This is a genomic window from Acaryochloris marina MBIC11017, from assembly GCF_000018105.1.
In the GTDB taxonomy this organism is placed as follows: domain Bacteria; phylum Cyanobacteriota; class Cyanobacteriia; order Thermosynechococcales; family Thermosynechococcaceae; genus Acaryochloris; species Acaryochloris marina.
In genome coordinates this window covers 6,408,514-6,434,746 of the sequence record NC_009925.1, presented here as the reverse complement: position 1 = coordinate 6,434,746, position 26,233 = coordinate 6,408,514, and the positions used below count along the sequence as shown (strand labels likewise).

General features: G+C 45.7%; 22 protein-coding genes. 12 read left to right on the top strand and 10 right to left on the bottom strand.

Annotated elements, in window-relative coordinates:
* Position 1: 1 nt before the first annotated feature.
* From AM1_RS28590 to AM1_RS28580, 3 genes are all read left to right on the top strand, one after another.
* A complete protein-coding gene (locus AM1_RS28590) occupies positions 2 to 1,267 on the top strand; it encodes a hybrid sensor histidine kinase/response regulator (protein WP_012166462.1) in 1,266 nt (421 codons plus the stop codon).
* Positions 1,268 to 1,672: 405 nt separating this feature from the next.
* Positions 1,673 to 3,157 carry a glutamate synthase small subunit gene (gltD, locus tag AM1_RS28585; protein WP_012166460.1) on the top strand — a complete coding sequence of 495 codons (1,485 nt, stop codon included), beginning with the start codon at positions 1,673 to 1,675 and terminating at the stop codon, positions 3,155 to 3,157.
* 48 nt (positions 3,158 to 3,205) lie between these two features.
* The gene (locus AM1_RS28580; RefSeq protein WP_010468658.1) at positions 3,206 to 3,415 is read left to right on the top strand and encodes a hypothetical protein; all 210 of its coding nucleotides are present in this window, start codon (positions 3,206 to 3,208) and stop codon (positions 3,413 to 3,415) included.
* 3 nt (positions 3,416 to 3,418) lie between these two features.
* On the opposite strand, the gene AM1_RS28575 is transcribed toward AM1_RS28580, so the two are convergent.
* Positions 3,419 to 3,904 carry a CRR6 family NdhI maturation factor gene (locus tag AM1_RS28575; RefSeq protein ID WP_012166459.1) on the bottom strand — a complete coding sequence of 162 codons (486 nt, stop codon included), beginning with the start codon at positions 3,902 to 3,904 and terminating at the stop codon, positions 3,419 to 3,421.
* Positions 3,905 to 4,138: 234 nt separating this feature from the next.
* Here AM1_RS28575 and AM1_RS28570 point away from each other — a divergent pair, with 234 nt between their 5' ends.
* From AM1_RS28570 to AM1_RS28560, 3 genes are all read left to right on the top strand, one after another.
* Positions 4,139 to 4,603 carry a Fur family transcriptional regulator gene (locus tag AM1_RS28570; protein ID WP_012166458.1) on the top strand — a complete coding sequence of 155 codons (465 nt, stop codon included), beginning with the start codon at positions 4,139 to 4,141 and terminating at the stop codon, positions 4,601 to 4,603.
* A 125-nt stretch (positions 4,604 to 4,728) separates the two neighbouring features.
* Positions 4,729 to 5,796, top strand: a complete 1,068-nt coding sequence (hemE, locus tag AM1_RS28565) for a uroporphyrinogen decarboxylase (protein WP_010468663.1) — start codon at positions 4,729 to 4,731, stop codon at positions 5,794 to 5,796.
* 543 nt (positions 5,797 to 6,339) lie between these two features.
* Positions 6,340 to 7,566, top strand: coding sequence for an MBL fold metallo-hydrolase (locus tag AM1_RS28560; protein WP_012166457.1), 1,227 nt, complete (start codon positions 6,340 to 6,342; stop codon positions 7,564 to 7,566).
* Between the two features lie 7 nt (positions 7,567 to 7,573).
* Here the strand turns inward: AM1_RS28560 and AM1_RS28555 are convergent, their stop codons facing one another.
* On the bottom strand, positions 7,574 to 8,056 hold the full coding sequence (locus AM1_RS28555; protein WP_012166456.1) for a Rab family GTPase: 483 nt from the start codon (positions 8,054 to 8,056) through the stop codon (positions 7,574 to 7,576).
* Between the two features lie 505 nt (positions 8,057 to 8,561).
* Here AM1_RS28555 and AM1_RS28550 point away from each other — a divergent pair.
* Positions 8,562 to 9,329: a roadblock/LC7 domain-containing protein gene (locus tag AM1_RS28550; protein WP_012166455.1), complete on the top strand. Its 768-nt coding sequence runs from the start codon at positions 8,562 to 8,564 to the stop codon at positions 9,327 to 9,329.
* A gap of 104 nt (positions 9,330 to 9,433) precedes the next feature.
* Positions 9,434 to 10,258, top strand: a complete 825-nt coding sequence (locus tag AM1_RS37865; RefSeq protein ID WP_012166454.1) for a DUF3298 and DUF4163 domain-containing protein — start codon at positions 9,434 to 9,436, stop codon at positions 10,256 to 10,258.
* A gap of 109 nt (positions 10,259 to 10,367) precedes the next feature.
* On the opposite strand, the gene AM1_RS28540 is transcribed toward AM1_RS37865, so the two are convergent.
* From AM1_RS28540 to AM1_RS28515, 6 genes are all read right to left on the bottom strand, one after another.
* The gene (locus AM1_RS28540) at positions 10,368 to 11,378 is read right to left on the bottom strand and encodes an ATP-grasp domain-containing protein (protein ID WP_012166453.1); all 1,011 of its coding nucleotides are present in this window, start codon (positions 11,376 to 11,378) and stop codon (positions 10,368 to 10,370) included.
* Between the two features lie 18 nt (positions 11,379 to 11,396).
* Complete coding sequence (locus AM1_RS28535) at positions 11,397 to 12,350, bottom strand: DMT family transporter (RefSeq protein WP_041660673.1); 954 nt, start codon at positions 12,348 to 12,350, stop codon at positions 11,397 to 11,399.
* A 52-nt stretch (positions 12,351 to 12,402) separates the two neighbouring features.
* Entirely contained in the window at positions 12,403 to 13,110 is a 708-nt protein-coding gene (locus tag AM1_RS28530; protein ID WP_238549119.1) for a cysteine dioxygenase, read from the bottom strand.
* 372 nt (positions 13,111 to 13,482) lie between these two features.
* The gene (locus tag AM1_RS28525; protein WP_012166450.1) at positions 13,483 to 15,531 is read right to left on the bottom strand and encodes a calpain family cysteine peptidase; all 2,049 of its coding nucleotides are present in this window, start codon (positions 15,529 to 15,531) and stop codon (positions 13,483 to 13,485) included.
* 425 nt (positions 15,532 to 15,956) lie between these two features.
* Positions 15,957 to 16,145, bottom strand: a complete 189-nt coding sequence (locus AM1_RS28520; protein ID WP_012166449.1) for a CPXCG motif-containing cysteine-rich protein — start codon at positions 16,143 to 16,145, stop codon at positions 15,957 to 15,959.
* Between the two features lie 105 nt (positions 16,146 to 16,250).
* On the bottom strand, positions 16,251 to 16,472 hold the full coding sequence (locus tag AM1_RS28515) for a DUF2949 domain-containing protein (RefSeq protein WP_012166448.1): 222 nt from the start codon (positions 16,470 to 16,472) through the stop codon (positions 16,251 to 16,253).
* A gap of 563 nt (positions 16,473 to 17,035) precedes the next feature.
* On the opposite strand from AM1_RS28515, the gene AM1_RS28510 reads away from it, so the two are divergent.
* The 4 genes from AM1_RS28510 (at position 17,036) to AM1_RS28495 (ending at position 22,628) form a co-directional block, all read left to right on the top strand.
* Positions 17,036 to 18,223, top strand: coding sequence for a sigma-70 family RNA polymerase sigma factor (locus AM1_RS28510; RefSeq protein ID WP_012166447.1), 1,188 nt, complete (start codon positions 17,036 to 17,038; stop codon positions 18,221 to 18,223).
* Entirely contained in the window at positions 18,220 to 19,356 is a 1,137-nt protein-coding gene (locus AM1_RS28505; protein WP_012166446.1) for a DUF1822 family protein, read from the top strand. Before AM1_RS28510 ends, AM1_RS28505 begins: the two co-directional genes overlap by 4 nt.
* Before the next feature lie 76 nt (positions 19,357 to 19,432).
* Positions 19,433 to 21,913: a CHASE2 domain-containing protein gene (locus AM1_RS28500; protein ID WP_012166445.1), complete on the top strand. Its 2,481-nt coding sequence runs from the start codon at positions 19,433 to 19,435 to the stop codon at positions 21,911 to 21,913.
* A 46-nt stretch (positions 21,914 to 21,959) separates the two neighbouring features.
* Complete coding sequence (locus AM1_RS28495) at positions 21,960 to 22,628, top strand: COP23 domain-containing protein (protein WP_012166444.1); 669 nt, start codon at positions 21,960 to 21,962, stop codon at positions 22,626 to 22,628.
* Between the two features lie 221 nt (positions 22,629 to 22,849).
* Here the strand turns inward: AM1_RS28495 and AM1_RS28490 are convergent, their stop codons facing one another.
* Both AM1_RS28490 and AM1_RS28485 read right to left on the bottom strand, forming a co-directional pair.
* Positions 22,850 to 23,287, bottom strand: coding sequence for a universal stress protein (locus tag AM1_RS28490; RefSeq protein WP_012166443.1), 438 nt, complete (start codon positions 23,285 to 23,287; stop codon positions 22,850 to 22,852).
* A 58-nt stretch (positions 23,288 to 23,345) separates the two neighbouring features.
* Complete coding sequence (locus tag AM1_RS28485) at positions 23,346 to 26,066, bottom strand: cation-transporting P-type ATPase (protein WP_187152913.1); 2,721 nt, start codon at positions 26,064 to 26,066, stop codon at positions 23,346 to 23,348.
* Between the last annotated feature and the right edge of the window lie 167 nt (positions 26,067 to 26,233).

Genomic DNA, 26,233 nt, shown 5'->3' with positions numbered 1-26,233 from the left:
AATGTCTGGCGATATTGATTTTCGCAACTACACCGTTTTAATCATCGATGACAATCCTAATAATCTGGGGGTTGCACTATCGGCTCTCGAAGGGTTTGGTGCCACTGTTTTAGTCTCACGTTCGGGGGAGAGCGGTTTGCAACGGGCTGCCTTTGCTAAGCCCAATATCATTCTCTTAGATGTTTTGATGCCAGATATTGATGGTTATGAAACTTGCCGACGTTTAAAGGCTAATCCACAAACGGAACCAATTCCCGTTATCTTTATGACAGCCCTGACTTCTAACAATGACAAAGTTAAAGGCTTAGAAGTCGGAGCTGTTGACTATATAACAAAACCAATTTATGTAGATGAGCTTCTGGCAAGGGTTAAGGTTCACCTTCAGATATATGCGTTAAATCAAACCTTACAAGCTCAAAATCATCAGCTGAAAGCTGAGATTGCACAGCGCATCTCCACAGAAAAAACCCTGACTGAAACCATCGACCAACTCCAAAATACCCAGAACCAACTGATAGAGTCCGAAAAGATGGCGGCTTTAGGGAATTTAGTCGCTGGTGTTGCCCATGAGATCAGCACACCTATTGGTACCAGTATCACGGCTGCCTCAACCTTAGCCGATGAAACCCATACGTTTCTAAAGGCAGTGGAGCAGGGACAAGTTAAACGATCTGTTCTTAGCCGTTATATCCATGTCGCACAAAGCAGCTCCAAACTGGTCCTCAGCAATTTACATCGGGCGGGAGATCTAGTTCGTAGTTTTAAGCTTGTTGCTGTTGACCAATCTCATCAGGAACAACGGGAATTTAATGTCAAAGCTTATTTACAAGAAGTTGTAAATAGCCTGCGACCACAGCTCAAAAATAGCAAGCATCAATTACTTTTAACTGGAGATGATTCGCTTGTAATCACGAGCTACCCTGGACTCCTTGCTCAAATCGTTACCAATCTGGTCACTAATTCTTTAATCCATGCCTATCAACCCTCTGAACCAGGGTTGATGAAGGTGGATATTCAGAAGGAACCTGATGGAATACAACTTATTTATAGTGATGATGGTTGTGGTATTTCGCCGGAAAAACAACGCAAGATTTTCGAACCCTTTTATACGACTGCTCGCGATCGCGGTGGGACAGGGCTTGGATTACATATTGTCTATAATCTCGTTACTCAGTCCTTTTGCGGCAATATTAAAGTGGATAGCACGGTTGGGGAAGGGACTAAATTTCTGATTTCTTTACCTCAAGAGCTCATTAAAGCTGAATAATAAGCTCTCATCGTTAGTGTAAAGGCAACATGATAAGCAGGGACTGATGTTGACCGTGATGGATTGGGTCTGGTGCGGTTTCAGATTCTGCTCGATTTAACTTCATCTTTTCATTTCATGCTGACACCCTGTTTTGCTTGAAACGCATGTTTCTGTTGGTGTAATCGCTTACAGCTTGAGACTTAGGACACCCTTTTATAAGAGGCGATCTAGGAAAAATTGTGATCTTATGTCTCGATTTAAACAATAGGGATTAAGTTGTTGAATATAAGTCCTCCTCTTGACTTTGCAGAGGTTTGGAGAAAAAAATAAGAATCTTGGCATCCTGGTTCGCTAGTGAAAGGGGGAAAGCTAGGATTTCTGTGGTGCTGACTTGGCTCAAGACTAATTGGTAAAGATACGACTATGGGTAAACCGACTGGTTTTATAGAATTCGTCCGCGAAATTCCAACGGATCGTCCCCCGTTGGAACGGATTAAGAACTGGGATGAATTCCATCAGCACTTACCTGAAGAAAGGCTCCGAAACCAAGGGGCCCGTTGTATGGATTGTGGGACACCGTTTTGTCATACAGGCACGGTCATTAGCAATATGGCTAGTGGGTGCCCCATCAATAACCTGATTCCAGAGTGGAATGATTTGGTTTATCGAGGACTGTGGCGAGAAGCCCTTGATCGGCTCCATAAGACCAATAATTTCCCAGAATTTACTGGCCGAGTCTGCCCAGCCCCCTGTGAAGGCTCCTGTGTATTGGGAATAACGAACCCTCCCGTAACCATCAAAAATATCGAACAGACCATTGTTGATAGAGGCTGGGAAGAGGGGTGGATTACCCCCCAACCGCCAGAAAAACGCACGGGTAAGAAGGTTGCCGTGGTGGGTTCAGGGCCTGCAGGACTTTGTGCTGCCGCCCAACTCAATAAGGCAGGGCATTGGGTGACAGTACTGGAGCGGGCCGATCGACCGGGTGGGCTGCTGACCTACGGCATTCCCAATATGAAATTGGAGAAGGAACAGGTGGTAATGCGCCGTCTCCAACTTCTAGAAGAAGAAGGGGTGAAGTTTGTTTGTAACACTGAAGTGGGCAAAGACCTCCCGGCCGACTCTTTGCTAAAGGATTTTGACGCGGTTGTTCTCTGTACCGGGGCGACTCGTCCCCGGGATCTCCCCATTGAAGGTCGGGATTTGCAAGGGATTCACTTTGCCATGGACTTTCTAACAGCCAATACCAAGGCGGTTATGGATGCTAGCCTGAATGACCAGGTGATCTCAGCCCAAGGTAAAGATGTCGTCGTAATTGGGGGCGGAGATACGGGGACAGATTGTGTAGGGACTTCCATTCGACATAACTGTCAGAGTTTAGTACAGCTAGAAATTATGCCTAAACCTCCCCAGGAGCGGGCTGCCAATAACCCTTGGCCCGAATGGCCGAAGGTCTATCGTCTCGATTATGGTCAGGAAGAGGCTGCTGCTGTCTTTGGGGATGATCCAAGAGGTTATCTAACCATGACTACCCGCTTTGAAGGGGATGAACAGGGTCATGTTAAAGCTTTGCACACGGTTCAGGTTACTTGGGAAAAGGATGACCAAGGCCGCTTTACACCGGTTCACGTTCCTGGATCTGAAAAAGTGATTCCAGCTCAACTGGTTCTGTTGGCCATGGGCTTTTTAGGACCGGAACAACCCCTTCTAGATTCGTTGAAATTAGATCTCGATCCCCGGGGAAATGTCAAAGCTGAGTATGAGCAATACACGACCAGTATCCCAGGGGTGTTCGCAGCGGGGGATTGCCGACGGGGTCAAAGCCTGGTGGTGTGGGCTTTTAATGAAGGTAGAGGTGCAGCACGAGAATGCGATCGCTACCTGATGGGGCAAACGGATTTGCCTTAGCTATAATATTTGCTTTAGAGAATGACTGTCCTCAACCATTAACACGACATGAAACCTTCTCCACAAACTGTTTACGACAATCTCAACTTACTTGAGCAAGTCGACAAAGTGAGTAGCGCCCAATATCGTCAGATGGCCCAAGATATTTTGGCGGACCCCGAGGTAAGTTTGCAATGGCGAGAAGCGATCGCAGAACGTCTCAACCAAGCCAATCGTCAACTCGGACTGCAAACTGCAAACGACGGGGATAGCTACTAGCCATTAATCGGGGTGGGCTTGGATCAGATCAAAAATGGTGTTATCCAGTTCATAACCAAACATCTCCGCCATTTGGATAACTTTGGCATTACTATCCTGTCCTAAAGAGCGCAGCCAACGGGTAATCGTGAAAACTTTATGCATGATCAGAATGTCTAAGGCCTGGGGATTGAATAGGATACCTTCTCGCTCACTGAACTGGTGAGGGACAAGCATGGCAACATAACGGACCAGTTCACCCGAACGCCAGTCCAACAGTAACGGTAACCAAGGATAGAGACTATCTAAGCGAATAAACCATAAACGTACCTCCGGTATCTCGGACCATTCTTGTTGGGCATCGGCCGGTTGAGGGTAGTCAATTTGAAAGGTTAGTTCTTGCTCATGAGCCAAAATATCGTCAGCCAGCCAAGCTTCCAGGAGGGGACGAATGGGGGATAAGTCTAGGCTATCAATATGAGTAGCGTTGATGGCAATCGTTTCGGTCATGATTCTGGTTCAGTTTGCATAAAGGTGGGGTCGGTCGGTAAAACGGAATCGGTTCGGGTTTAGGTATGATAGAGAAGAATAGCAATGCGGCTCAGTTCCGTCTGTGCTATTGAGCTGGGGTTGAGTATGACTGGCGGTCAAACACAAGTGATATTCAGCTTGGTTTGAACTTAATGAATTTAGATTAGGTTTACCTTGACCTATTAAAGCTCGAAACCGTTGTTTAGTGTTGGGATGTACCGAGTGTTGGACGTTGAGCCTGAGACCCCCACCAAACCAATCACTTCCCTAGAAGACGCGATTGACCAATGCCAAGCTTTGGGAATGCGGCTAAGTCGACAACGACGATCGATTTTGGAGTTGCTTTGGCTAGCGGAAGAACATCTTTCGGCCCGACAAATCTATGATCGACTGAATCAGGCGGGTAAAGAGATTGGCCATACCTCGGTTTACCAGAATTTAGAGGCTTTGTCCCAACAAGGAATTATTGAATGTGTAGAGCGATCAGATGGACGCTTATATGGCAACCTAAGCCATTCCCACAGCCATATTAATTGTCTAGATACAGATCAAATTATTGATATTCAAGTTGAGCTACCGCCAGAGCTGATTGCTCAAATCGAAGAGCAGGCAGGCGTAACCATCTCAGATTATCGAGTGGACTTCTTTGCTTATCGCCACTCAAATCCAAAAATGTAGCCAATTAATCCTAAACTAGATCCAGCAAGCAGATTGAAGCGGTAGGGTGCCAGTTGCTTTCGGATTGAGCGATGGATGCAATTTGGTTCCCTTGTTTTTGACTAAGTTAGGAGTAAAACGTACAGATGGCTGGATCTACCCAAGATGTCCCACGTCTTTTGCGGGCTGCCCGTGGGGAAGTATTGGATCGTCCCCCCGTATGGATGATGCGACAGGCGGGTCGATATATGAAGGCCTACCGAGACCTACGGGAAAAGTACCCTTCTTTTCGGGAGCGCTCTGAGATTCCTGAGGTGGCAATTGAGATCTCTCTACAACCCTGGCGTGCCTTTAAACCAGATGGTGTCATTCTCTTTTCGGATATTGTGACGCCCTTGCCGGGCATCGGTATCAAAATGGATGTAGCAGAAGGCAAGGGGCCGATCATCGAAGAGCCGATCCGAACCATGGAACAGGTGAATAACCTCCATGATTTGGAGCCAGATGAGTCTCTGCCGTTTATTCGCCAAATTTTAACGGCTCTGCGACAAGAAGTCGGTAATCAATCGACGGTTTTAGGGTTTGTCGGCGCGCCCTGGACTTTGGCAGCTTATGCCATTGAAGGTAAAGGCTCCAAGCATTATTCCGTTATTAAGGGCATGGCGTTTGATGATCCGACGATTCTTCATGCCTTTTTGGAGAAAATTTCGGATGCGATCGCAACCTACGTACGACACCAAATTGATTGCGGTGCCCAGGTGGTGCAAATGTTTGATTCTTGGGCCGGTCAGCTGAGTCCCATTGACTTTGAGACCTTTGCGCTTCCCTATCAGCAACGAGTGTTTCGTCAGGTAAAAGAAACTCATCCTGATACGCCCTTGATTTTGTTGGCAAGCGGTAGTGCTGGTTTGTTGGAGCGGATGGCGCAATCCGGTGCTGACATTATCAGTGTGGACTGGACGGTCGATATGGCTGATGCCCGTAAGCGTTTAGGACCGAACCTACATGTGCAGGGGAATATGGATCCAGGCGTGCTATTTGGGTCCCAGGATTTCATTCGCGATCGCATCCTAGATACAATTCGCAAAGCTGGCAACAAAGGCCACATCATGAATTTAGGTCATGGCATTTTGCCAACAACACCAGAAGAAAATGCAGCCTTTTTCTTCGAAACGGTCAAGCAAGCCGATCAATTACTAGCAATTCCTGCCTAGAGCCTAATTTCCCTATAAAAAGCTCGCATTTGAGCTTATATTCACCATTTATAAAAAGAGAGCAAGTACTTATTCTCGCTCTCTTTTTTTCATAAAAAATAGAAGTTTTGCGTCATCCAATAACCTTTGATGGGGCTAACTTTGGAATACACATCATGCTGTAAGAAAGCAATTGGATTGTGGAAGTCCCCCAGATAACATAAACAGCTTATAACCAGATCAAGCCCTAAATTCTAGACATGATTGCTCCATCTCCAAGATTCTAGAAGACTTAATTTCAAGACGTGATCACCAAATATTGTGTAAGTTTCAATACAATTAATGTAAATTCTGTGGATGTTGATTGGCTCCCTTTTCACCTAGAGGTCATAGATTAAGGGTTTAAGTTTGTACCCCTGTCCTAACTTAAAGACTGAGAGCTGAAACATCTACTCAGTATGAGTTAGGGCTAAGTATAAATTTCTACCATTCTTTTTCTTTATCCTCCAGAATAAGAATAGTCTTTCAGCCAACCCCTCAGCGCCATCTGGGTAAACTACGGCCATGAGCGACATTGAAAATCTGAGAATTCACTTTTATGGTGTGCAAGGAAGTGGATCAATCTATCCTTCTTTCCAAGAACGAAGAGCATATCAAGCCCTGACGGACCAAGATTTACTTAAGCAGGTATTTGAAGATCTACAGAAACGGGCTGGCCCTGATGGTCGCTTAAACACAACGATAGAAGAGCTACTGGGTGGCCCCTTCAACAAGGCAACCCTTGCAGCCTATCGAAACCGTTTGGAACGTTCGCAAGCACGCATTTATGGGGGATGGACCACCTGTATCCGAATAGAAACCGCAGATCAATACGATATCGTTTTAGATTGCGGAACTGGATTTCGGCTTTGTGCCAAGGACATCATGCACAAGTGGGGAACAGAGGAGCAAGCACAATCCTCACTCCCCTCAAAACATCCATCAGGAACGGGCCGTCACCTGTACATCTTCGGTAGCCACTCCCACTTTGACCATACAGAAGGATTTGACCAGGCTGCCGTTTGCTTTGACCCTCGCAACCATATACATGTGTATGCCAACCGCCAATATCTTCAAGCCCTCGATCAAATATTAGGGATCTTTTCCCACCAGGTGGATTATCGACTCAAGGGGGTACAAACTCCCTTAAGTTATGAATTAATGCCTGCCCAGTTCCATTCCTGCGAGATTCGAGACTTTCAAACCGATCCGCCTCCTGATACTCCAGATAAATTCGTCGATCAGTATCAAGATCTAGGTCATCCCATCCACCTGGGGGAAACAATTCTTCAGCCCTTTGAAGTATTTCACCCCAGCCCCTGTTTAGCCTATCGAATTGAGCGGGGTGGTAAAGTCTTTATTTTCTGTACAGATCATGAACTTCGCCGAGGTAAAGAGTCTGATCATCCCTTACAAATTGCCAGCCTAGAAGCTGAAGAACGATTATGCCAACACAGCATGGATGCGGACATCCTGTATCGAGATGGTCAATTTTTAAGAATTGAGTATGACGGCGATTTAGGAGTTGGCTCTCCCCATGGTGTTTCACGCTTGGACTGGGGGCATAGTTGTATTGAAGATGTGTTGGATATGGCCACACGCTGTCGGATCAAACAGACCTACATCGGTCATCATGATCCTAATCGTGATTGGTCGGAGCGAAATTGGCTGGATGAAACATTACAACGCAAAAGCAAACAGACAGGGCTTAATTTTGAGCTAGCTAGGGCAGAAACCGTTATTGATCTCTAAACATTTTTTACAAGGCTCGAGCCAATTCGAGAAAGGCATCTTCAACCTGATCTCCTGTTTTGGCACTACTTTCAAACACTCGCCTTCCTTGACCCAAATGAAAAATCACTTCATCTAAGCTCACTTCCCAAGTTAAGTCAGATTTATTGATGATGGGTACATAAGGAATCTGGCCTAAATTTTCTTCAACGATTCTTACAAGTTCCAGAGCACATTCAAGGGAAGCTTTTCGTGTCCCATCGATCACAATTAAATACCCTGATGCTCCATGTAAATAGTGAAGCGGGACTGAAAACTGATCTTCTGCTCCTGCAATATCCCAAAGCAAAAGTGTGACCTGTTCTCCGCCCAGTAAGATTACTTTTTTATCGACCTTAACCCCAAGAGTTGAGTGGTATCTATCATCATAAATGCTATTGACAAAACGTTGGACCAAACTGGTCTTACCAACGCCCCACATTCCTAACATTACAACTTTATGCTTAATCATTACGGCCTAGACTACTGCACTCAGATCTTAGATTTACTATATCGCCATTGAGGCAGCATATCATTACTCAATCCGGCTAGAAAGCATCAAATAAGAATGTAAAAATCGGGTCGACAGCAATCCAATCAATTACTATTGACATTTCTGTTAGTTAAAGATTCTAGGATTAATTAAAATCAATATTTCAGTACTATTTATATGCCAATTTTTAGACTTAGTCCTCTTCTTAACAAGAACAAATGACGATGCATCACCCAAGGTATGCCAAGAAGTTAAATCAGAAAAAATTGATACTTCAAACACAAAAAAATAAAACTATAGGATAGTGTCAGGCTCTCTACATCCCTTCCGGTGTAAACCTAACAGGCTTACTATTGGCCACTAAAGAATGAAGGATATGGAAAATTATTGCCTGATCATTTGCAAATTTTTCAAAAACGGGGTAGATAGCTATAAGGGGGGAATAGGTCCTAGATTCTGATTTGAATGGGCCTAAAAAAACTGAATGAATAAGGTAACGATTGAGACATTACTGAACGACTTTGTTTCTGCCTCCACTGAGATTCAAGGTGCAGTGATGGTTTCTCCGCAAGGGCAGCTCCTAACCCATCCTATTGGCCTCTCTGAAACCTCAACTAGCATTATGGCAGGCTCCATGCTGCAGTTAGCAGGATGTGTAAGTGAGCAATGCCACTGGAATGCGGTGGATTGGGTAACGATTCAAGCCCTTGAAGGGTACTTAATTTTAACCCAATGTCTTCAAGACATTTTTTTACTCATTCGATCCCAAGATGTTCCTTCTGGCTATTTATTGCATTACATTCACCATTATTTAGACAGGCTAAGGACATCCCTCAGAGCCCCTGACCACGATGCAACGGTTGTGCAATTAAGCTACCGACCAACGGAGTTAATTAATCAGGCCTCGGTTGGCACCCTTATGTCGCCCGCAACCAATGGAGCATCTGCCTCCAGCCTTGCAGCAAGCCATACCAACCCTCCTCATCCAACTTCAAATGGGGCACAATCCTCCTCTTATGTTCCATCCATTTCATCAGCACCCACGCTGCCCATCCATTTAGATGAATTTGAAATTGCCTATTGTCAAAAAGAGTTGGCGGAAATCATTGGTCCCATTGCATCCTTGATTTGCGATCGCACCCTCACTCAAAACCCAAATTTACGGCTGATGGATTTCGTCAATGCCTTGGCCCAACAGATTCCTGATTCCCAAAAAGCCTTAGACTTTCAAAAGCGAATCTTATCGGAGTAACCGGATTCAAGCTTGAGTTCTTCAGATATCCTGACCTGAGTCACAGTCGCCTATTCATGAGCTGAGCTAATGTGGCATGACAGGTGACTTGAGGAAATTGAGGGATGAATCAGCCCCGCAAGGCTTGGACCATTGGAGTCTTAGGATTAGTGACGGTGCTCTACGCCAGTCACGGAATTGCCAATCCAGCGTCACCTCAGGGAGGTGATGCAATTCCTTTTACAGTTAATGAACGGGTCAAAATGGATGGTCGTTGTGCCCATTTACCCAAAACACCCTGTACCCAGATCAAAGTAAGCTATCCCCATTTTGAAGCGATACACTCATCAGATGCCATCGATTCCATCAACAGGAATATCAAGCAGTTCTTGCTGCAATCAGCCTCACTAGAGAACGATCCTCAAACCATTGAAGAAGCAATGGTTAAGTTCCTTAAAGGCTACGAGAATTCAAAGCAAGACTTCCCTCACCAAGGGGTCTGGGCAGATGAGAAAACTGTAGAAGTCCTACAAAATCGTTCCAATTTATTGAGTCTTCAATATTCCCATTACTGGTATACCGGTGGGGCTCATCCCAATTCCAGTCGCACCTATTGGAACTATAATCCCAAAACAGGCAAACAAATTCAGCTGGCGGATTTATTTGTGGAGGGATATGCCCCAAAGCTGAATAGGATTGCGGAAAAGCATTTTCGCCAAGCCAGGGAACTAGAGACCAACACGAGTTTGAATGAAGTTGGGTTTTGGTTTGAGAATGACCAGTTTAAGGTGAATACCAATTTTGCTCTGGCTCCAGGGGGGCTGATCTTCTTTTTTAACACCTACGAAGTTAGTCCCTATGTCATGGGTCCAACGGAAGTGGTAATTCCCTATGGAGAACTTAAGGGACTCCTTAAAGATCAGATTGCTTTGATTCCAAATCACTCTTAATCAATACACGGGACCCACGATGTGACCTAAACTAAAGCTACAAGAACTCGTTTTACCTTCGATAACCCCGCTAGATTTATTGAACGGACACTCACAGATCCCAACAAACTCAACGGCGCTTGGAGGGTTTCAGATCACCCGCATAGGCCAACATCCAATCCGTTAAGCGATCGCAGATCGGTTCCCCAGTTAAATTCTGCAAGCGGGCAAAGCCACCGATGTTGCCAGCATTAATTTCACTGATTTTCCAGATGTCGTCATCGTCTAGCAAAAAGTCGTATCCCAAGGTATGGAGGTTGCGATCGCAATAGGCTCCCACCGTCCCCGCAATCGCTGCTTCTTCCTCTAGTGTCACCTCTGCCAGGGCACAGTCGCCATCCACACTGACATTATTCACCCAATATCCGGTCCGAGAGCGTCGCACGTAGGCCCCGTAAATTTCACCATTGACCACCACCACTCGCTTATCGCCAGCCGAAACGTTATTTAAGTACCGCACAAATTGCAGCGGTTCAGGGACATTGCCCAGTAAATATCCCATCACCCGCTCAAAGGAGGAGAAATCGCGAGTTCCGGTCAATGAGTTATCCACCCAAAAATGGCCCGCCTCACGCCAAATCTTGAAAACACCTCTGCCCCCACAGCTATTAGACCGTTTGGCCACAATGGTTTGATGCTGTTCTAGGAAACCGTAAGCGTCCTCCAACTCACTGGTAATCAAGGTCTCAGGGATATAGGGACCAGCGACCTTAGCCAAAAAGTCAGGCTGAATTTGCTCCAGTTTACTGATAGGGTCGTTTACAAATCGGACTTGCTGGGACCATTGCCCCAAAATATTGAGATATCCAGGGGGAAAGGGCTTAAGACGACGGCAAAATACTAAATCAAATTCCGATAAGGTATACGCTGAGCGCGGTAAGGTATCTAACCGCAAAAACTGATCATAGGTGAGGGCATGAGGCACCACTGCCGCCTGAACTTGATACGGATCGCTCACCCATTCTGCAGGGGCATGAAACAACTCAATCTGCGGATGTTGAGCAAAATATTGGTAGGTCGTCGGTACATCCTGTAACGGGGATGTGTAGAGGGATGGATCGCAAATACAAAGAAGTTTCATAGTCGTTTTCTTATAGAGTTAGGCTGCAGATAAGCTGTTTTCTCCACCCTCTGGGAGACCTTTGGGCTGTTTCTTCCTGACATTGGAAATCAGCACCCCCGTCATAATGATCAAGAAGGCAACGCCTTGAGTATAAGAAGGGCGTTCTCCATTGAGCACAAAGGCATACACTATGCCGAAAACGGGGGAGAGAATGGTCCACCGCGCTACAGTTTGGGAATCAAGCTGCTTGAGGGCGGCAAACCAAGCAAACTGAGAAATCACAATCACGAACAGGGAATAGATCAGCATAATTAGCCATAGCTGCCCTGAAAAGATGTCGACAAAGTGTACCGGACCAAATAACTTAATTGCGATCGCAAAGAACACAACCGCTGCAAATGCGTTCCGGGTAAAAACCACCACTCGCAGACTTGAAGACTTAGACAGCAATATCTTGCTGACCAAAGCGGAGAGGGCATAAATAAATGCTGAAGCAATGATCAACAGATCGCCATGGGAAAATTGAAACTGGTTTTGCTGCAGGGCTAACGCTATTACACCTCCACCAATCAGGGAAAATCCTACCCATTCCGGCTTGGTGATCCGCTGCCGAAAGAAAAGCGCTCCTGCCAAGGCATAAATCACAGGCCCCAGACGGCCTAATAGCACCGTGTTGGTGACCGTTGTATCCGTCAGTGCCAGAAAAATCAATGCCGACAAAACCACTGCTAAGCAGCCATTAATCACAAGACCTAGGCGAACCCGATGGTGCAGTCGTTGCCAATCTTGCCAAATGGATTTCCAACCAAATCGAGAAAGAACCACAAGGGCTGCACAAAGATTGCCTAGGAACAAGACATTACAGAAGGAAACGGGATGCATCACATCCCCAGCTAAGTCGGGGGCATTCAGGAGTAGAAATGCAATCAAGGGTGTGCCAAGGGAACGCAAGGCCCGAGACAACACCAACAAGAATTTGGGATTGAACATAACGTTCGATGTTGGCAATCTATGGAGATAAACGGATAAATCAGGGATAGAACTAGCCCTGGAGTTGATGAATCTGAATGCGGAGTTCTTGGACCGCTCGCTGAAATGGAGCAGAAAGAGGCTCCTCCATCCGCTGGATCCGGGCTAACATCTGTTGGTGATGGCGTAGGGTCGTTTGCCGGTCCCCTTTTAGACCCGCAATTTCCCGGGTAATCAGTTCCTCTGGGAGGCAAAAAAAGACGCCCCCATCGGTGAATTGAATCTTGCCTGCAAATAAATCAAAGATACGAGCGCTACCAGTAATCGCTTCTTGGGGAAACTCAGTGCCATACACATGCAAACTCAGAAAAGGTTGGGAGCTAGGATTTCCCATTTGATGGATTAAATCATGGTCCACCGGAATAATCGTCCCAGCATTAAACGGCATAATGGCCCGCGTTGTCAGTAAACTATCCTCAAAGTGATAAACACTATGCTCCGCTTGACCGAATGACTGGACCGCTCCCCATTGAGCCGAACCATGATCATGGAAGGCACTAAAGTCCCCAGGAGCCCAGGACATCACCATAATTTCAAAATGTCCCCCGTCATAAACCAAATGTCGACCATAACTATCGGCAAGGGGATGGTCAAAATCGGCCCATAGTATCAGGTCTTCAGCTTGGATATTGGCATCCTGCACACATTGACAGGCAATCTGAGGCGTTATTTGAGACTGCTTGCGAATCAGCTGGATTAAAGACTCCAGACTTTTGGGCATGCGCAGAGAGGGTATTTCAACTTGCACTAACATCAACCAAACCGAGTGACTACATAGAAAGATTCTTCCCAACAGTATTGCTCTAAAGGGCAATCAAGGTTAAGAAAACCTCTTATTAGCCAAGTTAGGTCTGGGAACTGAAGGTTCCCTGAGAAATGCGTTAAGCCCTTCTAAAGTAATGCAGGAATCTCCTGAGAATTCATTTACACGATTAAGGCAAACGGTCGTATTGTTAAGAGACAGGGCCTAGGCGGTAAGCCGATATTTACATAAGAGAGCTTATTCTTTTTCTCAGAGTGTCAGATAAATCGAAAATTTTACATCTGAAGCAATTAACGGACTTATCACTGGTGGATTTGCTTTTATCAATTATCAACGTCTATCGTCTATGGTCGTATGAATCGACTTAAAGTGTTTAGTCACATCACTCAGTTCAAGCCAGAACTCCCCATTAACTTCATCAGTTTTACTCACCAATTTGCCTAACTTCTTATCATAATCATACGCAACACCATAGCTTCCCCAGGGGTTACGCACCTTTATCCAATGGAGATTCACGCCGGGTACGGTGGTTGTCTTATCATCTTTATCAGTAACGCCAGTAACGCAGTCAAGAACACTGTAATAGTGCGAGCCAAGGTAACCTTTACCTTTAACTTCACCTGTGCTGGGAGCATCTTTATCTTGATCTATTTTGGGAATGGGTACATCTTTAGTTTTTAATGCAACTGGCTTTTTGGATTTGAGGGCTTTACAGATCTCTTGATAGAAGTCTAACTGAGGTTTGGAGTACTGTGCCTCGCCAGTAACAACCTTGTGGGCTTTTCCCTGCTCTCCTGGATAATGTCCCGATTTATAAAGCCAAGCAATCATAGGCTTAGCTACTTTCTTATCAAGTTTGTCATCCTTGAACTTTCCTTCAAAGCTCTCAATTCGGATCTCATCATCATAGTAAGGTGTGCCCCGGTGCGGGACAACGATAGCCTCAGCTTGAGGTGGAATAAAGTCTGTAAGACTATTGAATAGTTGAGCAATGGGATCCTCGCCGTTTTTATCAGTGGTCTTGAGGTACTTTAGCCACAAATCTATCAATTTTGTGTCTCCGGCGAAAATCCCATACGAAACCATCTTTGTATAGCGCTTTTCTTTTCCGAGTTTCCGCTCCTCTGTAGACCAAGGAAGTATCTTGTTATCAGCACGATCGTATCCACTATAGATGTAATCCCAATCAGCTTGTTTACCCAGTAAGAGTTGAAAGGTAAGCGAGGCTGTCCCTCCATCATCAAAAACATTATATGAGCGTGAACTACGTCTTTTCGTCAGCTCCTGTGTTGGATCAATCCCTGAAGCTACATATGCTTTCTCTAAAATCTGTGTCCAGAGTGCACCTTTCCCGTAGGCATCTTCACCTGAGTCTGTCTTGACCACCGATTTATTTATAGTGACCTCAAAAGGGGTGAAGTTCCTTTTATCTTTATCACCCTTATGCTCTTCGACCTGGTAAAACCGAACTGAGACAGTCTCACCCTTATCTTTCATCATGTTCTTGATGAATTCAGGATTTGTATGTGCAATGCTACCTGCAACAGCTAGTAAGAAACAATCTCCTATTGGACCTTGTTTTATGTCCTCTGGTCGTGGTGACAGTCCACCCTCAGGAAATAAAGGTTGCTTTGAACTAACAAAGGTATCCAGGGTAACGTTATCTTTTGGAACATAGCATTCTTCCCCTTCAATTTTTACAAACAATATGGTCGTCCCAATTCGGCTGAAAGTTTCGCGGTCTCCTTTTTTTGCGGTATCTTTAAGCTTTCTTTTCATGTCGTAAATCTCAGTTTCTCGATTGAAAGTTCCGGTGAGAATTTCAATGTCGGTGTCCTCTATTTTTTCTTCTATTGGTTCTCGCTGAATGATTCCATATTTTTTTATTGTTCCTTCATTCCGCAGAACTACATGGGGCAACTCATCTGTGATTGCTTGATGACACTGCATAGAAGTATGTACACTTTTCGGTTGTTTTCCCCCTTCTGATATGCCCTCCAGTTGAAATGGCTGACCTAGATTTGGTTTGTTAGAAGTAGGGACATTAATTTGTTGAACAACTTGAGTTACGACTCGATCTGCTTCCTGTTCATACTTATCCCCAGGCTTCCCAATCATTAGCTTTGGTTGTATCCAGGTTTTTAGTTGCAACGGACGGGTTATATCACTACAAGGTCTAGGTGGCCCCGTTTGGATAAATGAATTATTCAGCCGCTGAAACTTCTCTAGTCGCTCAGTATGTTCAGCCAGCCCTTCTTCATTCGACCTAGTCTCAGTAATGTTATGAACTTGAAGGGGTTGAGCCGCAACGGTATAAGGAGTAGCTTTATTAACAGGTTGGGCAATTTTTTCTTTCTTCGCATATAATCGGTCACCCATCAACCCGCTCCTAACTTCCTAGAAAATCATTTAAATTTTCGTTTATTATTTTTTTCACTGAGTAGAACTTTATATTTAGCCTTGGAATCAGTAATCTGAATGCCAAATTTCAACCACAGCTCAACCCTCTGATTTTTTCAAGTCTACTAACAACTCCAGAAGAGCAGACGACAGCTAGATCAAGAGGCAGGAAAAATAAAGGTGAATTTATCGGGTTGTAGACTCTGATGACAACAATCTTAATTTATTCTCATAACCAAGTAGGATACTAAAGCTGCAAAACAAGGTCGCTTTTTCATCTATGAAACTCATAGAAGTCTAATACCTGCAATTTCTGTTTGCGGCAAAACCCTTTTCCTAGTTGAAGTTGCTAAATTACTGATACAAAGCAGGCACATACTCCCGCATGGCCAATAGCAATACAACTATCCGTTATATTCTGTAGCGATTTGAATCTCTAAGCTTTCTCGGTCCACACTCACAGACAGTAAGTTGGGACGACAGCAGACCTGACAATCTTCTACATAGGACTGGCTGAAGCCTGCACTGATATCGATAAACGTGGTGTTAAATTCTCCACAATAGGCGCATTGATAGTCTGATGTGGTTTCCATGAATCAGATCGATATCCTTCCAAATTCCTGATTTATCCTTCTTAAGCTTACTGTGGACGGCAAAAGAGCACCGGACTATGAAGGAGTTGGATATTGATAGCGATGTTAGGCAACCTGCACTTCCAAAGGATTTGAGGCTTCCCGCTCAAGCCATTCGAAGGCGGAATTGAGTTGATTAAGGCTGATCAGTCCATGTTGCCATAGGACCATATGTAGCTGCCCCAACGATGGATCTTGACGACGCAGGGCAACATTCAATTCTGCGGTGGAAATCGCTAAATCATTTTGGAGAAAATTTATAAATTTTTGCTGAAGTGAAGATGACATGATTGCCTAATCCAAAAAAAGAAAGGGGTATTCATTTGATGTGATTTGAGGAAGTCTCCCTTACTATCCTCAGTCAGCTCGCAACGGTAGCTGGTTAGTAATATAGTGCCAACCCAGACGCCATTAGCTAACGGTAGAAATACTGAAGTCTATGGTTTTCAGGGGTTTTTCCGTATAACTATGGAGAGATTTAGTGGTGTGGGTCAGCCGTCTTCCGTATATCTGAGGACAGATCAGGTTGTTTATATTCATATAACAACCCACTTTTCAGTTAATCCCCTTTTTAAACATCATCCAAAGCAAAATTATTTATATTTTCTAAATGTTTTTGCGTTTACTTCTCAAGATATTTCGTCAATAAAGAAAATAGACTCCACTTAATAGTCTGGTGGTGAATAGACGGATAGAGGCCCCTACCCAGGGAAGTACCAACAGGATTCCTTCTACAAGGGACCAGTATCATGAGGTAAAAACGGAGTATGCATCAGTCCATCTGCATATTGTGATTAGGGGCCAACGATACTCTTCAAGGATGACGCCCCCATAACGTTTCTTGACTGTTTATGGATAAACGAGAGAGTCTGATTGAGCAATTCTCCACCTTTATTGCGTGGTCGGAGGAACGGTTTCAACGCTGGCAAACTGATCCACGATTAAGCCGCCACATGGAAAGAAGTCTCCAACAGGTGAGTAGCGGCGAAAGTCAATATTGGGTCGCTTACTGGCATCAGCAATGGCAACAGCATAACCAGACGATCAGCCGAGATCATCTATATGCCTATCTCCAAGAGCCGTGTTATCGGGTTGCATCTCAACTTTGGTCCACCTACCAACATCGCAATGATCGGCCATTGTTCGATTTGTTTAGCCAAGGCGTGCTGTGTTTCCAGAAACTATTGACCTCCTTCAATCCTATCCTTAATCCCAACTTAGGGGCTTATGCTAGCTTCTTTCTCAAATGGCGCATTCTGGATGAACTCCGCCGTCAGGACAAAAGCTATGGTCATACCCTTTGGAGTTTGTTACTCCATACCAGCGAGACCCGCGTCCGCAAAGCCTTAATCGCGATGGGAATCCAGGACTCACTGCTGGAGTGTCATCTACAGGCCTGGGATTGCTATGTGGAGCTTTATAAACCAGCGAAAATTAAACGAGAGGGAAAAACGCAAGCCCCCTCTCCAGAAATATGGTCAGATATTGTGTCTACCTACAACCTCTTAATGCCGCACCCTCAAGAGCTGGAGACCATCCAACAATGGGTCAAAACGAGTGGTCAAGCGGTCTTTCGATATATGGCTCCAGCCGAAGTCTCTATCAACCAGCCCCTCTCAACGGAAGGGCAACAGGAACTGATTGATGTAATTGCAGCCCCAGACGACCCAGAGAGGGCTGACTCCCTTCACGATTATGGTGCGATTCATACCAAAATCTTGGCTTGGTTGCGGGAAGAATGGCAGGGTTTAGACCTCAAAACCTATCGCTTAAATGTCCACACCAAAACGATCGTCCAGCTTTACTACGGGGAAGGGCAAGAACAAAAAGACATTAGCCAACAGCTCGGCATTAATCAATCCACTGTGTCCCGTACCCTCAATAAAGTAAAAACCATTGTGACCGATCGCTTTCTGGAATGGTCTAGGGATCATCTGCATATTTCTCTCCAGGTCAACGATGTAGAAACTATTAATGCAGCAGTGAGCCAATGGCTATGGTCTATTTGTCAAACCCAGTCAGGAGGCAACGAGTCATGAGTCTCTATGATTTGACTCCTGACCATGTTTGGTTAGAACTTCCTGAACCTCTGATCCTTTCCAACGAGACAACAGGTCCCCTCTCCCCACAGATTGATGATCTTATGGCGCTAAATCAAATCTGTGAAACGGTAGTTTTGCCCTATTTTCGTGAATACTTTCCCAATGCTAAGGGACTGGACCTGCAACAAGATCTGTGGCAGTTGGGGCTGAATGGTATTGGAATTGAATCCGACAATTTTCGTTTCGTTTGTTTACCCAGTAGAGCTTGGGATTTAGACGGAGTACAGGTTCCTCAAGAATGGGTCAATAGTCCCAATTTGGCAGCCGATTATTTCGTAGCAGTCCAGGTGGATTTAGAAGAAGGAAGGTTGCGGTTATGGGGCGTGACCACGCACAAAACCGTGAAGAAAAAGGGGCAGTTTATCCCCAGAAATCGAACCTATAGGCTGGAGCGTGAGCAGTTAACCGAAACCCTAAATTTATTGTGGTTGCAGCAGAAGTATTTTCCTGAGACCCAAGTTAGGGACGGAGTTTCAGCCTTAACTGCCCCACACTTAGATGAATTGACCCATGCATGGGACTTGCTAAGGGAAACCCCACTACCCTTTGCAGCTCGACATATTAGCTTTAATACTTGGGCCAGCATTCTCGGAAATCAGCAATGGCGACGACATGCGATCACACTCTCGCAACCCCAGCCCTCTGTTTCCCAAGCCATTCAGCTCAGCCAATGGTTAAATCATCAGTTTGAGCAAGGCTGGCAGGCCATCAATGAGCTGATTGCCCCTCAGCTAGTTGGGGCGTTTATGGATACCCAAATCAAACGGGCTAAACTGATCGACTTGGGGGTTGAGTTAGGGGGCTGCCAGGTGTCCCTAATGATGACGATTTCTGCCATGGAGTCGGGAATTAATCTTCAGGCCAGTGTCTATCCAACAGGTGAACGGTTAACCTTGCCCCCCGATTTACACCTAAAAATTCTGACGGATTCTGGAGACGTGTTTAAGGAAGTGATTAGCCGCAGTGATGATGAATTTATTCGGTATCGCTTTGATGCATCAACGGGTGATCGCTTCACAATACAGGTCAGTTTAGGAACAGCTTCGGTATCAGAAGCCTTTCAGGTATAGACCTAAAGATAAAATATGGGACAACCCAACCGTTTCATAACAATCCTCTGTTTCAGGTTCGAGAATCATTAAATCTATGACGAAACTGCTAATTCTGGAATTGGATGGCGATTTCGAACAGGGATTTCGCGTCAAACTTGAGATTCGAGAGAACTTGCCGTCTCTACCTCAAACTGTTGTTCGGGGGAAATTACCCAGTAATCCAGCCTTATTAGCCACTTATCGCCAGTGGCAACAACGCTACGCCAGCCTAGAAAGCTTATTCCGAGCCTTAACCCACAGCGACCCGGATCAGATTACCCATAGTTCGGAACGAGAAGATGCGATCGCAGCCTGTCACACCACCGCGTCCCAAGTCGAGAAACAGCTGAACCAGTGGCTCAATACAGAGGACTTAGAAGAGATTCGCCAAGCCTTGTTAATGGCAGGCCAGCAAGCTTGTCTGTGGATACAGACCGACAATGTCTGGCTACAACGACTGCCCTGGGAGAGATGGTCTGTGGTGGAAAAGATCGAGGCCACCGTTGCCTTGGCCTTAAACCAATACACCACCGTTCCAAGACCCTACCATCACCCAGGTAAGATTCGAATCTTAGCGATCCTGGGCCATGCCACAGATTTGCAGCATTTACCCGAAGACCAACAATTACTGGACCAGATTGCCGGACAAGCCGGAGCCGAAGTTGTCTGGCAGGTTGCTCCTACTCCACAGCAGCTCAATCAAGTACTGCGGCAAGACCGCTGGGACATTCTCTTTTTCAGCGGACATAGCGCCAGTTCAGAAGATGGCAAGCGGTTTGCGATTCAGCTCAATGAAACAGAGCAACTGGCGATTCCTGATTTTCGATTTACGCTGCGAGAAGCAGCCGCCAAAGGGTTACGTCTTGCCATCTTCAACTCCTGTGATGGTATTGGTTTAGCCCATCAGCTAGCCGCTGAGAAAAACATCGCTTTGCCTCATTTGGTCTTTATGCGCGAGAAGCTCCCGGATGCCATCTCTCCTAAATTTCTGCGCGCTTTTTTAGACGCGTTTACTCAAAATCAATCCCTCTATAGTTCAGTCCAGCAAGCCCAACGCATTTTGCATGATGACTGGGAGAAAACCTATCCCTGTGCCAGTTGGCTTCCGGTCGTCTGTCCCAACCCCACAGAAGTACCGCCAACCTGGCAGTCTCTACAACCCAGTCCATCTCCCCCTAAACGTCGTCGTCTGGGAATTGCCCTCGGCATTAGCCTAATCGTGGCAGCAGGAGTCATTGGCATCCGTGAAATGGGATGGATGGAATCCATCGAGCTGAAAACCTATGACCTGATGTTACGGTTCAAGCCCAAAGAAAAATGGGATGAGCGTTTCTTAATCATCACCATTGATCAACAGGATATGCAGTTTCAAGACCAGCAAGGGTTGGGGCGGTCCATTATTCCTGGAACCTCCCAACGACGTTCCCTCTCTGGCAAGGCTCTTGCTCAATTGCTGGAAAAATTGCAAACCTACCAACCTAGTGTGATTGGTCTGGATATTCTTCGCCCCATTCCTGCCTCCAATTCTGCTTTAGTGAATCAACTGCGTCAGACAAACTTCATCGGTATTTGCACCCCCAGCCGTCCTGCAGAAGCATTTTCAGGCATCGCCCCACCCCCAGAAGTGCCGCTGAATCAAATTGGCTTTAGTGATGTTCCTCTAGATTACGGAGCAACACCTAGTCAGGACATTGTCCGAAGATATCTCTACCAAGCCAGTTTTGATCCAGGGTCACCGTGCTTGTCACCTGGAGCCATCCGGAACTCTCAGACAACAACGTCGTTGGATCAATGTCAATTAGAGGACTATGCTTTTAGCTTTGGATTGCTGATTGCAAAGCAATACCTACAGTCCCAGAACAAAGACTTTGACTGTAAAAACCTCCAGCGAGGTGACTTAGAAGTGAATGTTGGGGATGCTCAACTCGGCGACTGGCTCCAGCAAAGCTCTGGACCTTACCGCAGCCAGCAAGGAGAAGCTCTGGCAGGTCGCCAAATCATGCTCCACTACCGACGCCTATCGAATACTCCCCGAGGGGCAGTCACCAAAATTGCACCGCAAAAATCCCTGCGGCAGGTTCTCTCCCCTATCTTTAATGGTGAATCCGTTCGAGACAAGATTGTTCTTATTGGTGTGACTGAACCGGGGAAAGATGATTTCCTTACCCCCTTAAGCCCAGGGGCGATGGTTCCAGGGGTCTATTTACATGCTCACGCCACCAGTCAGCTTTTGAGCACTATGTTAGACGGACGGCCTGCCATCGTTTTTTGGCCGACCTGGTTAGAAACCCTGTGGATCGCAGTTTGGGCAAGTCTCGGTAATATGAGTCTCTCGACTTTGTCTTCTGGCAGGATAAAATGGGCCTTACTTAGCTGCATATTCATTAGTTTAGGGGGAATATGCGCGGTTCTGCTCTATGGAGGCGGCCTATGGGTGCCTGTTATCCCAGCGGGCATTGCTTTTATAGCGACTGCTATAGGGGGGCTGGCGATTCGGTCTTTGCCCCGTGCATATCAGATCATCACGCAACGATAAGACAGTGAAGCTGACCCGCTTACCAAATTCAAGGAGATACCACCTTATGACGCATCATCTTTGGCATTGGGGCTTAACCAGTACAATGGCTGTCACCCTCTCATTGAGCAGTCTGCCAGCTTGGGGGCAAACCCCTGTCTCTCAAGCGCAAACAGCTTCTCCTGATCAAGTGACCTTTTTTTGCAAAGAGGTCTATGACCCAGCCAGTGGTTCTGAGATTCCAGCGACCCTTGTTTGGATTCCCCAACGGCAAGGCAATATTCGCATTATTGGTTGGAAGTCTGAGTTTTTCTCTCGGTTTGGCTGGAATCCCCAAAAAAGATGTGCAGCGGTAACCCCCAAATTCCAACAGTTTTATGACGCCAAACAGCTTAAATATCTAACAACGGGGTACTCCAATGGCTATCCAATTGTCTGTGCTCTAACCCAGGAGAATGATATCTGCGAAAGCAGTCGCCAGTTGTTTACCATGAAGCCCCACGATAATCCCAATCAGCTACTTCACCAACTGATGGATATTCTTAAGGGCAAGACGGCTGATATGCTGCTGCAAAATTCTGGCGGAGAGACCTTAGTTCCGATACCTGAGTTATTTCGTCGTGCTCCCATTACCGATCGCACCCCGCCGCGTCGTCGAAAATCTGCAGGAACTCAAATGAAGTCTACTCCAGGGGACGGATCGCTATCCCAAGCTCAAGAGTCGGCCTCCCCCTAGCTCTGTGCATGATCACTGCAAACAAAACGAAGAAAATTTTCCCGATAGCAACATATCTTTCCAGGAAAAACAGTAAAGTATAGGGCTGAACGCGGTTGATTGAGCTACTCCCCCCTCCAGGCCAAAGATTTATCTTGGTCCACATTATGCAGATATCTTACCTATGGCAACTGTTTCTATGAGCGAATGTGCCAGGGGTAAATTTTAATCGCATTTGACTCCTAGTTAGTTTTTGTAGGAATCACTAACACAGGGATCTTCGAATCCTGTATGACCGCTTGACTTGTGCTACCCAAAATGAGCTGTTTCATCATATTTTTACCATGAGAACCCATGACGATAAGGTGCGCTTTGAGGCGTTGAGCTTCTGACAAAATTGTGTCGGGGCAATATCCCTGAATTAGTAAAGCTGTACAGTCAATTTGAGCATTTCGCATCTCTGTTGCTATTGCTTGTATAGCTTTATGTTCTGCGTGAAATTCCTGAGCTACTGCATCCCTAATATATTGAGGACCATCTGCATATCCAATAAATTCTGGTTCAGGATCTGCAACATGTAATAGCCAAAATTTCACATGCGGTAAATTGAACAGCTCTTCTACCTGTTTCACAATTTCTTGAGAGGATGGGGAAAGGTCCAATGCAACTAATATGTTCATCCCAATACCTCATCAAGTATTCAACAGTAATTCAATTGAAAGTGGCTATCCATCATTATTATGATGGATCTATCCAGTTAGCCAAGGCTGCCATGGGTATCATGGGTAACATCGGTAACAAGCAAATAAGCCATTGCATCAAGGTTAAGGGAGCGGTCTCAAAAAGTTGGTTCATCACAGGCCACTGACTGAAAAGGAGTTGAAGAGCCACAGCTCCAACAATCCCCATTACCAAAATAGGAGTATGGGTGATCGATAAGTCCCGATGGCAAATAGAGTTGAACAAACTCAAACCCAACTGGCTAATACTAAGAAGATAGACGATGCGAGCAGCGACGAGGGCTTGGATGGCCATTGTTCGAGCTACGGTGATATCGCTTCCAGTGGATTTAGCCCACTCAAATATACCGAAAATCAGAATCCAATTAAACAGTGAAACCACCAAAATCCGGCGTAATAATTTTCCTGTAATTAAGGGCTCGTTGGGATTTCGTGGAGGCTGCTGCATCAACCCCTTTGACTTCGGCTCAAAGGCCAAAGGTACTGTCATTGTTAGGGAGTTGATCAAGTTTAGCCACAAAATTTGGAGTGAAAGGATGGGCAAATCCCTTGCCAGGAGGGCACTAATCAAAATGGTCATCGATTCACCTCCGTTGACAGGCAGGAGAAATGCAATCGCTTTTCGCAGATTCTGATAGACGGTGCGCCCTTCTTCCACAGCCGCCTCAACGGAGGCAAAGTTATCGTCAGTGAGGAGCATATCAGCCGCTTCCCTTGCTACCTCAGTACCGCCTTTTCCCATCGCAGTCCCGATATCAGCCTGTTTGAGAGCAGGCGCATCATTCACACCATCGCCTGTCATAGCAACAATTTCACCTTTAGACTGAAGTGCTTCAACCAATCGCAGCTTTTGGGTCGGAGCAATTCTGGCAAAAACATCTCCCTCTTCAACTGCCTGGGCAAGCTGATGATCATCCATACTGGCTAATTGCTGCCCCCCAAAGGCCACCACTTGCTCAGCCTTTTGAATTCCCATGCGCTGAGCAATGGTCCGAGCGGTTGCAATATGATCTCCAGTAATCATTTTTATCTGGATCCCAGCCGCTTGACAAGCATGAACAGCAGCAATAGCCTCTGGGCGAGGTGGATCAATCATCCCCTGTAATCCTAAAAACATGAGTTCTGATTCAATATCTTCATGATCAATCGAATGCTGATGGATATGCATTTCTTTTTTTGCAAAGGCAAGCACTCGCAATCCTTGCTCTGCCATTATTTCAACCGCCTTCTGAATTCGCACAGCGTCCAGAGCCGTCGTCTGACTATCGTGGCCCATCATCCGGGAGCACCGACCCAATAATGCCTCTACGGATCCTTTGATATAAATGACTGGGGAGACATGATCATGCAAGGTTGCCATATATTGGTATTGAGATTCAAAGGGAATCCCATCTAATCGAGGTTTTGACGCCACTAGACTGGCTTGGTTGAGACTGGCTTTAGAAGCTGCCGTAATCAGTGCCCCTTCTGTCGGATCCCCAACGACTAACCAATCGTCTCCTGTTTGTCTAAGCTGGGAGTCATTACAAAGCGCTCCAGCTATCAGACACTCTTCCAGAGGTGGTGGTAACTGATATTCGAGCCACTTCTCACGATCACAAGGGTCTGTAGCACTAATGTCTCCTTTGGGACTATAGCCACTACCACTCACCTCGAAATGCATTCCTCCCGCATAAATCGATTGGACAGTCATTTGATTTTCAGTTAATGTTCCAGTTTTATCCGAACAAATAACGGTTGCGCCTCCCAGTGCCTCAACTGCTGGCAGCTTACGAATAATTGCATGACGGCGTGCCATCCGATTAACCCCAATCGCCAAAGTAATCGTGACAACAGCAGGCAACCCTTCTGGAATCGCACTGACAGCTAGGGCAACAGCAGCCTCAAACATATAAATCCAAGACTCTCCTTGCCCTAACCCAATAACAAAAGTTAGGGTTGCTAAGGTCAAAATTCCATAGAGCAAAATGCGGCTAAACTTAGTAAATTTGCGGGTCAAGGGCGTACTTAGGTTAATTCTGTGCATCATGGATTGAGAAATCTGCCCAACTTCTGTTGCATCTGCAGTGGCAACAACAATCCCAGTCCCTTGCCCAAAAGTGATGAAACTGCCTGCAAAAGCCATATTGGTTCGCTCTGACAATGAAATTTCTTCTGGTAAAGATTGGATAGATTTATCCACAGGTACAGATTCCCCAGTCAATGCCGACTCATCAGCCTGCAAATTTTTTATGCTTATAAGCCTCAAATCTGCTGGTACTTTGTCCCCAGATGTCAATAGAACAATATCGCCAGGGACGAGGTCCTGGGAGGGAATTCGTAGCGTTTGTCCATCACGTAGAACCGTAGTTTCGGTGGTTACGACCTTGGCTAATGAAGCGATCGCACCCTCTGCTTTCGCTTCTTGCACATAACCAATGACAGCGTTAATTACCGTCACCCCCCAAATCACGACGGCATTAGTCCAAGATCCTAAAAATGCCTTAACTCCCCCTGCAATCAACAGAATATAGAGAAGTGGTTGATGAAATTGCAATAGAAATCTCAACCAAATAGGTTTTCCAGGTTTTATGGGGAGCTGATTCCAGCCATAAATTTCATAGCGATTGGCAACTTCCTCTGAAGTTAACCCCCATTCAGAATTACTATCAAAGAGCTCAATAGATTCCGTCACAGAAAGTTGATAATAAGAGCGAGATGAGTTTTCAACTGGCTCCATAGTTTTTAGCATTTTAGATAGCTCTCCTAATTAAGCATCGCTCCTTATTTCCAGGAGTTTTGTGCTACTCAGTTTTAGGATGTAAAATTAATGATGTTTCGTGATCTCTTGATAAATTCACTAAAGCCCACTTTTGCGAAAATCGGGCTTTAGAAATCTGCTTATGG

What these genes read in the sequence shown, in the direction of transcription:
- AM1_RS28570 (WP_012166458.1), top strand. Translation starts at nt 4,139, where the DNA reads ATGTACCGAGTGTTGGACGTTGAGCCTGAGACCCCCACCAAACCAATC.
- AM1_RS28535 (WP_041660673.1), bottom strand. Translation starts at nt 12,350, where the DNA reads ATGTTCAATCCCAAATTCTTGTTGGTGTTGTCTCGGGCCTTGCGTTCC.
- AM1_RS28495 (WP_012166444.1), top strand. Translation starts at nt 21,960, where the DNA reads ATGACGCATCATCTTTGGCATTGGGGCTTAACCAGTACAATGGCTGTC.
- AM1_RS28500 (WP_012166445.1), top strand. Translation starts at nt 19,433, where the DNA reads ATGACGAAACTGCTAATTCTGGAATTGGATGGCGATTTCGAACAGGGA.
- AM1_RS28520 (WP_012166449.1), bottom strand. Translation starts at nt 16,145, where the DNA reads ATGGAAACCACATCAGACTATCAATGCGCCTATTGTGGAGAATTTAAC.
- AM1_RS37865 (WP_012166454.1), top strand. Translation starts at nt 9,434, where the DNA reads ATGAATCAGCCCCGCAAGGCTTGGACCATTGGAGTCTTAGGATTAGTG.
- gltD (WP_012166460.1), top strand. Translation starts at nt 1,673, where the DNA reads ATGGGTAAACCGACTGGTTTTATAGAATTCGTCCGCGAAATTCCAACG.
- AM1_RS28485 (WP_187152913.1), bottom strand. Translation starts at nt 26,066, where the DNA reads ATGGAGCCAGTTGAAAACTCATCTCGCTCTTATTATCAACTTTCTGTG.
- AM1_RS28510 (WP_012166447.1), top strand. Translation starts at nt 17,036, where the DNA reads ATGGATAAACGAGAGAGTCTGATTGAGCAATTCTCCACCTTTATTGCG.
- AM1_RS28525 (WP_012166450.1), bottom strand. Translation starts at nt 15,531, where the DNA reads ATGGGTGACCGATTATATGCGAAGAAAGAAAAAATTGCCCAACCTGTT.
- AM1_RS28590 (WP_012166462.1), top strand. Translation starts at nt 2, where the DNA reads ATGTCTGGCGATATTGATTTTCGCAACTACACCGTTTTAATCATCGAT.
- AM1_RS28550 (WP_012166455.1), top strand. Translation starts at nt 8,562, where the DNA reads ATGAATAAGGTAACGATTGAGACATTACTGAACGACTTTGTTTCTGCC.
- AM1_RS28560 (WP_012166457.1), top strand. Translation starts at nt 6,340, where the DNA reads ATGAGCGACATTGAAAATCTGAGAATTCACTTTTATGGTGTGCAAGGA.
- AM1_RS28505 (WP_012166446.1), top strand. Translation starts at nt 18,220, where the DNA reads ATGAGTCTCTATGATTTGACTCCTGACCATGTTTGGTTAGAACTTCCT.
- AM1_RS28530 (WP_238549119.1), bottom strand. Translation starts at nt 13,110, where the DNA reads ATGCCCAAAAGTCTGGAGTCTTTAATCCAGCTGATTCGCAAGCAGTCT.
- AM1_RS28555 (WP_012166456.1), bottom strand. Translation starts at nt 8,056, where the DNA reads ATGATTAAGCATAAAGTTGTAATGTTAGGAATGTGGGGCGTTGGTAAG.
- hemE (WP_010468663.1), top strand. Translation starts at nt 4,729, where the DNA reads ATGGCTGGATCTACCCAAGATGTCCCACGTCTTTTGCGGGCTGCCCGT.
- AM1_RS28580 (WP_010468658.1), top strand. Translation starts at nt 3,206, where the DNA reads ATGAAACCTTCTCCACAAACTGTTTACGACAATCTCAACTTACTTGAG.
- AM1_RS28515 (WP_012166448.1), bottom strand. Translation starts at nt 16,472, where the DNA reads ATGTCATCTTCACTTCAGCAAAAATTTATAAATTTTCTCCAAAATGAT.
- AM1_RS28540 (WP_012166453.1), bottom strand. Translation starts at nt 11,378, where the DNA reads ATGAAACTTCTTTGTATTTGCGATCCATCCCTCTACACATCCCCGTTA.
- AM1_RS28490 (WP_012166443.1), bottom strand. Translation starts at nt 23,287, where the DNA reads ATGAACATATTAGTTGCATTGGACCTTTCCCCATCCTCTCAAGAAATT.
- AM1_RS28575 (WP_012166459.1), bottom strand. Translation starts at nt 3,904, where the DNA reads ATGACCGAAACGATTGCCATCAACGCTACTCATATTGATAGCCTAGAC.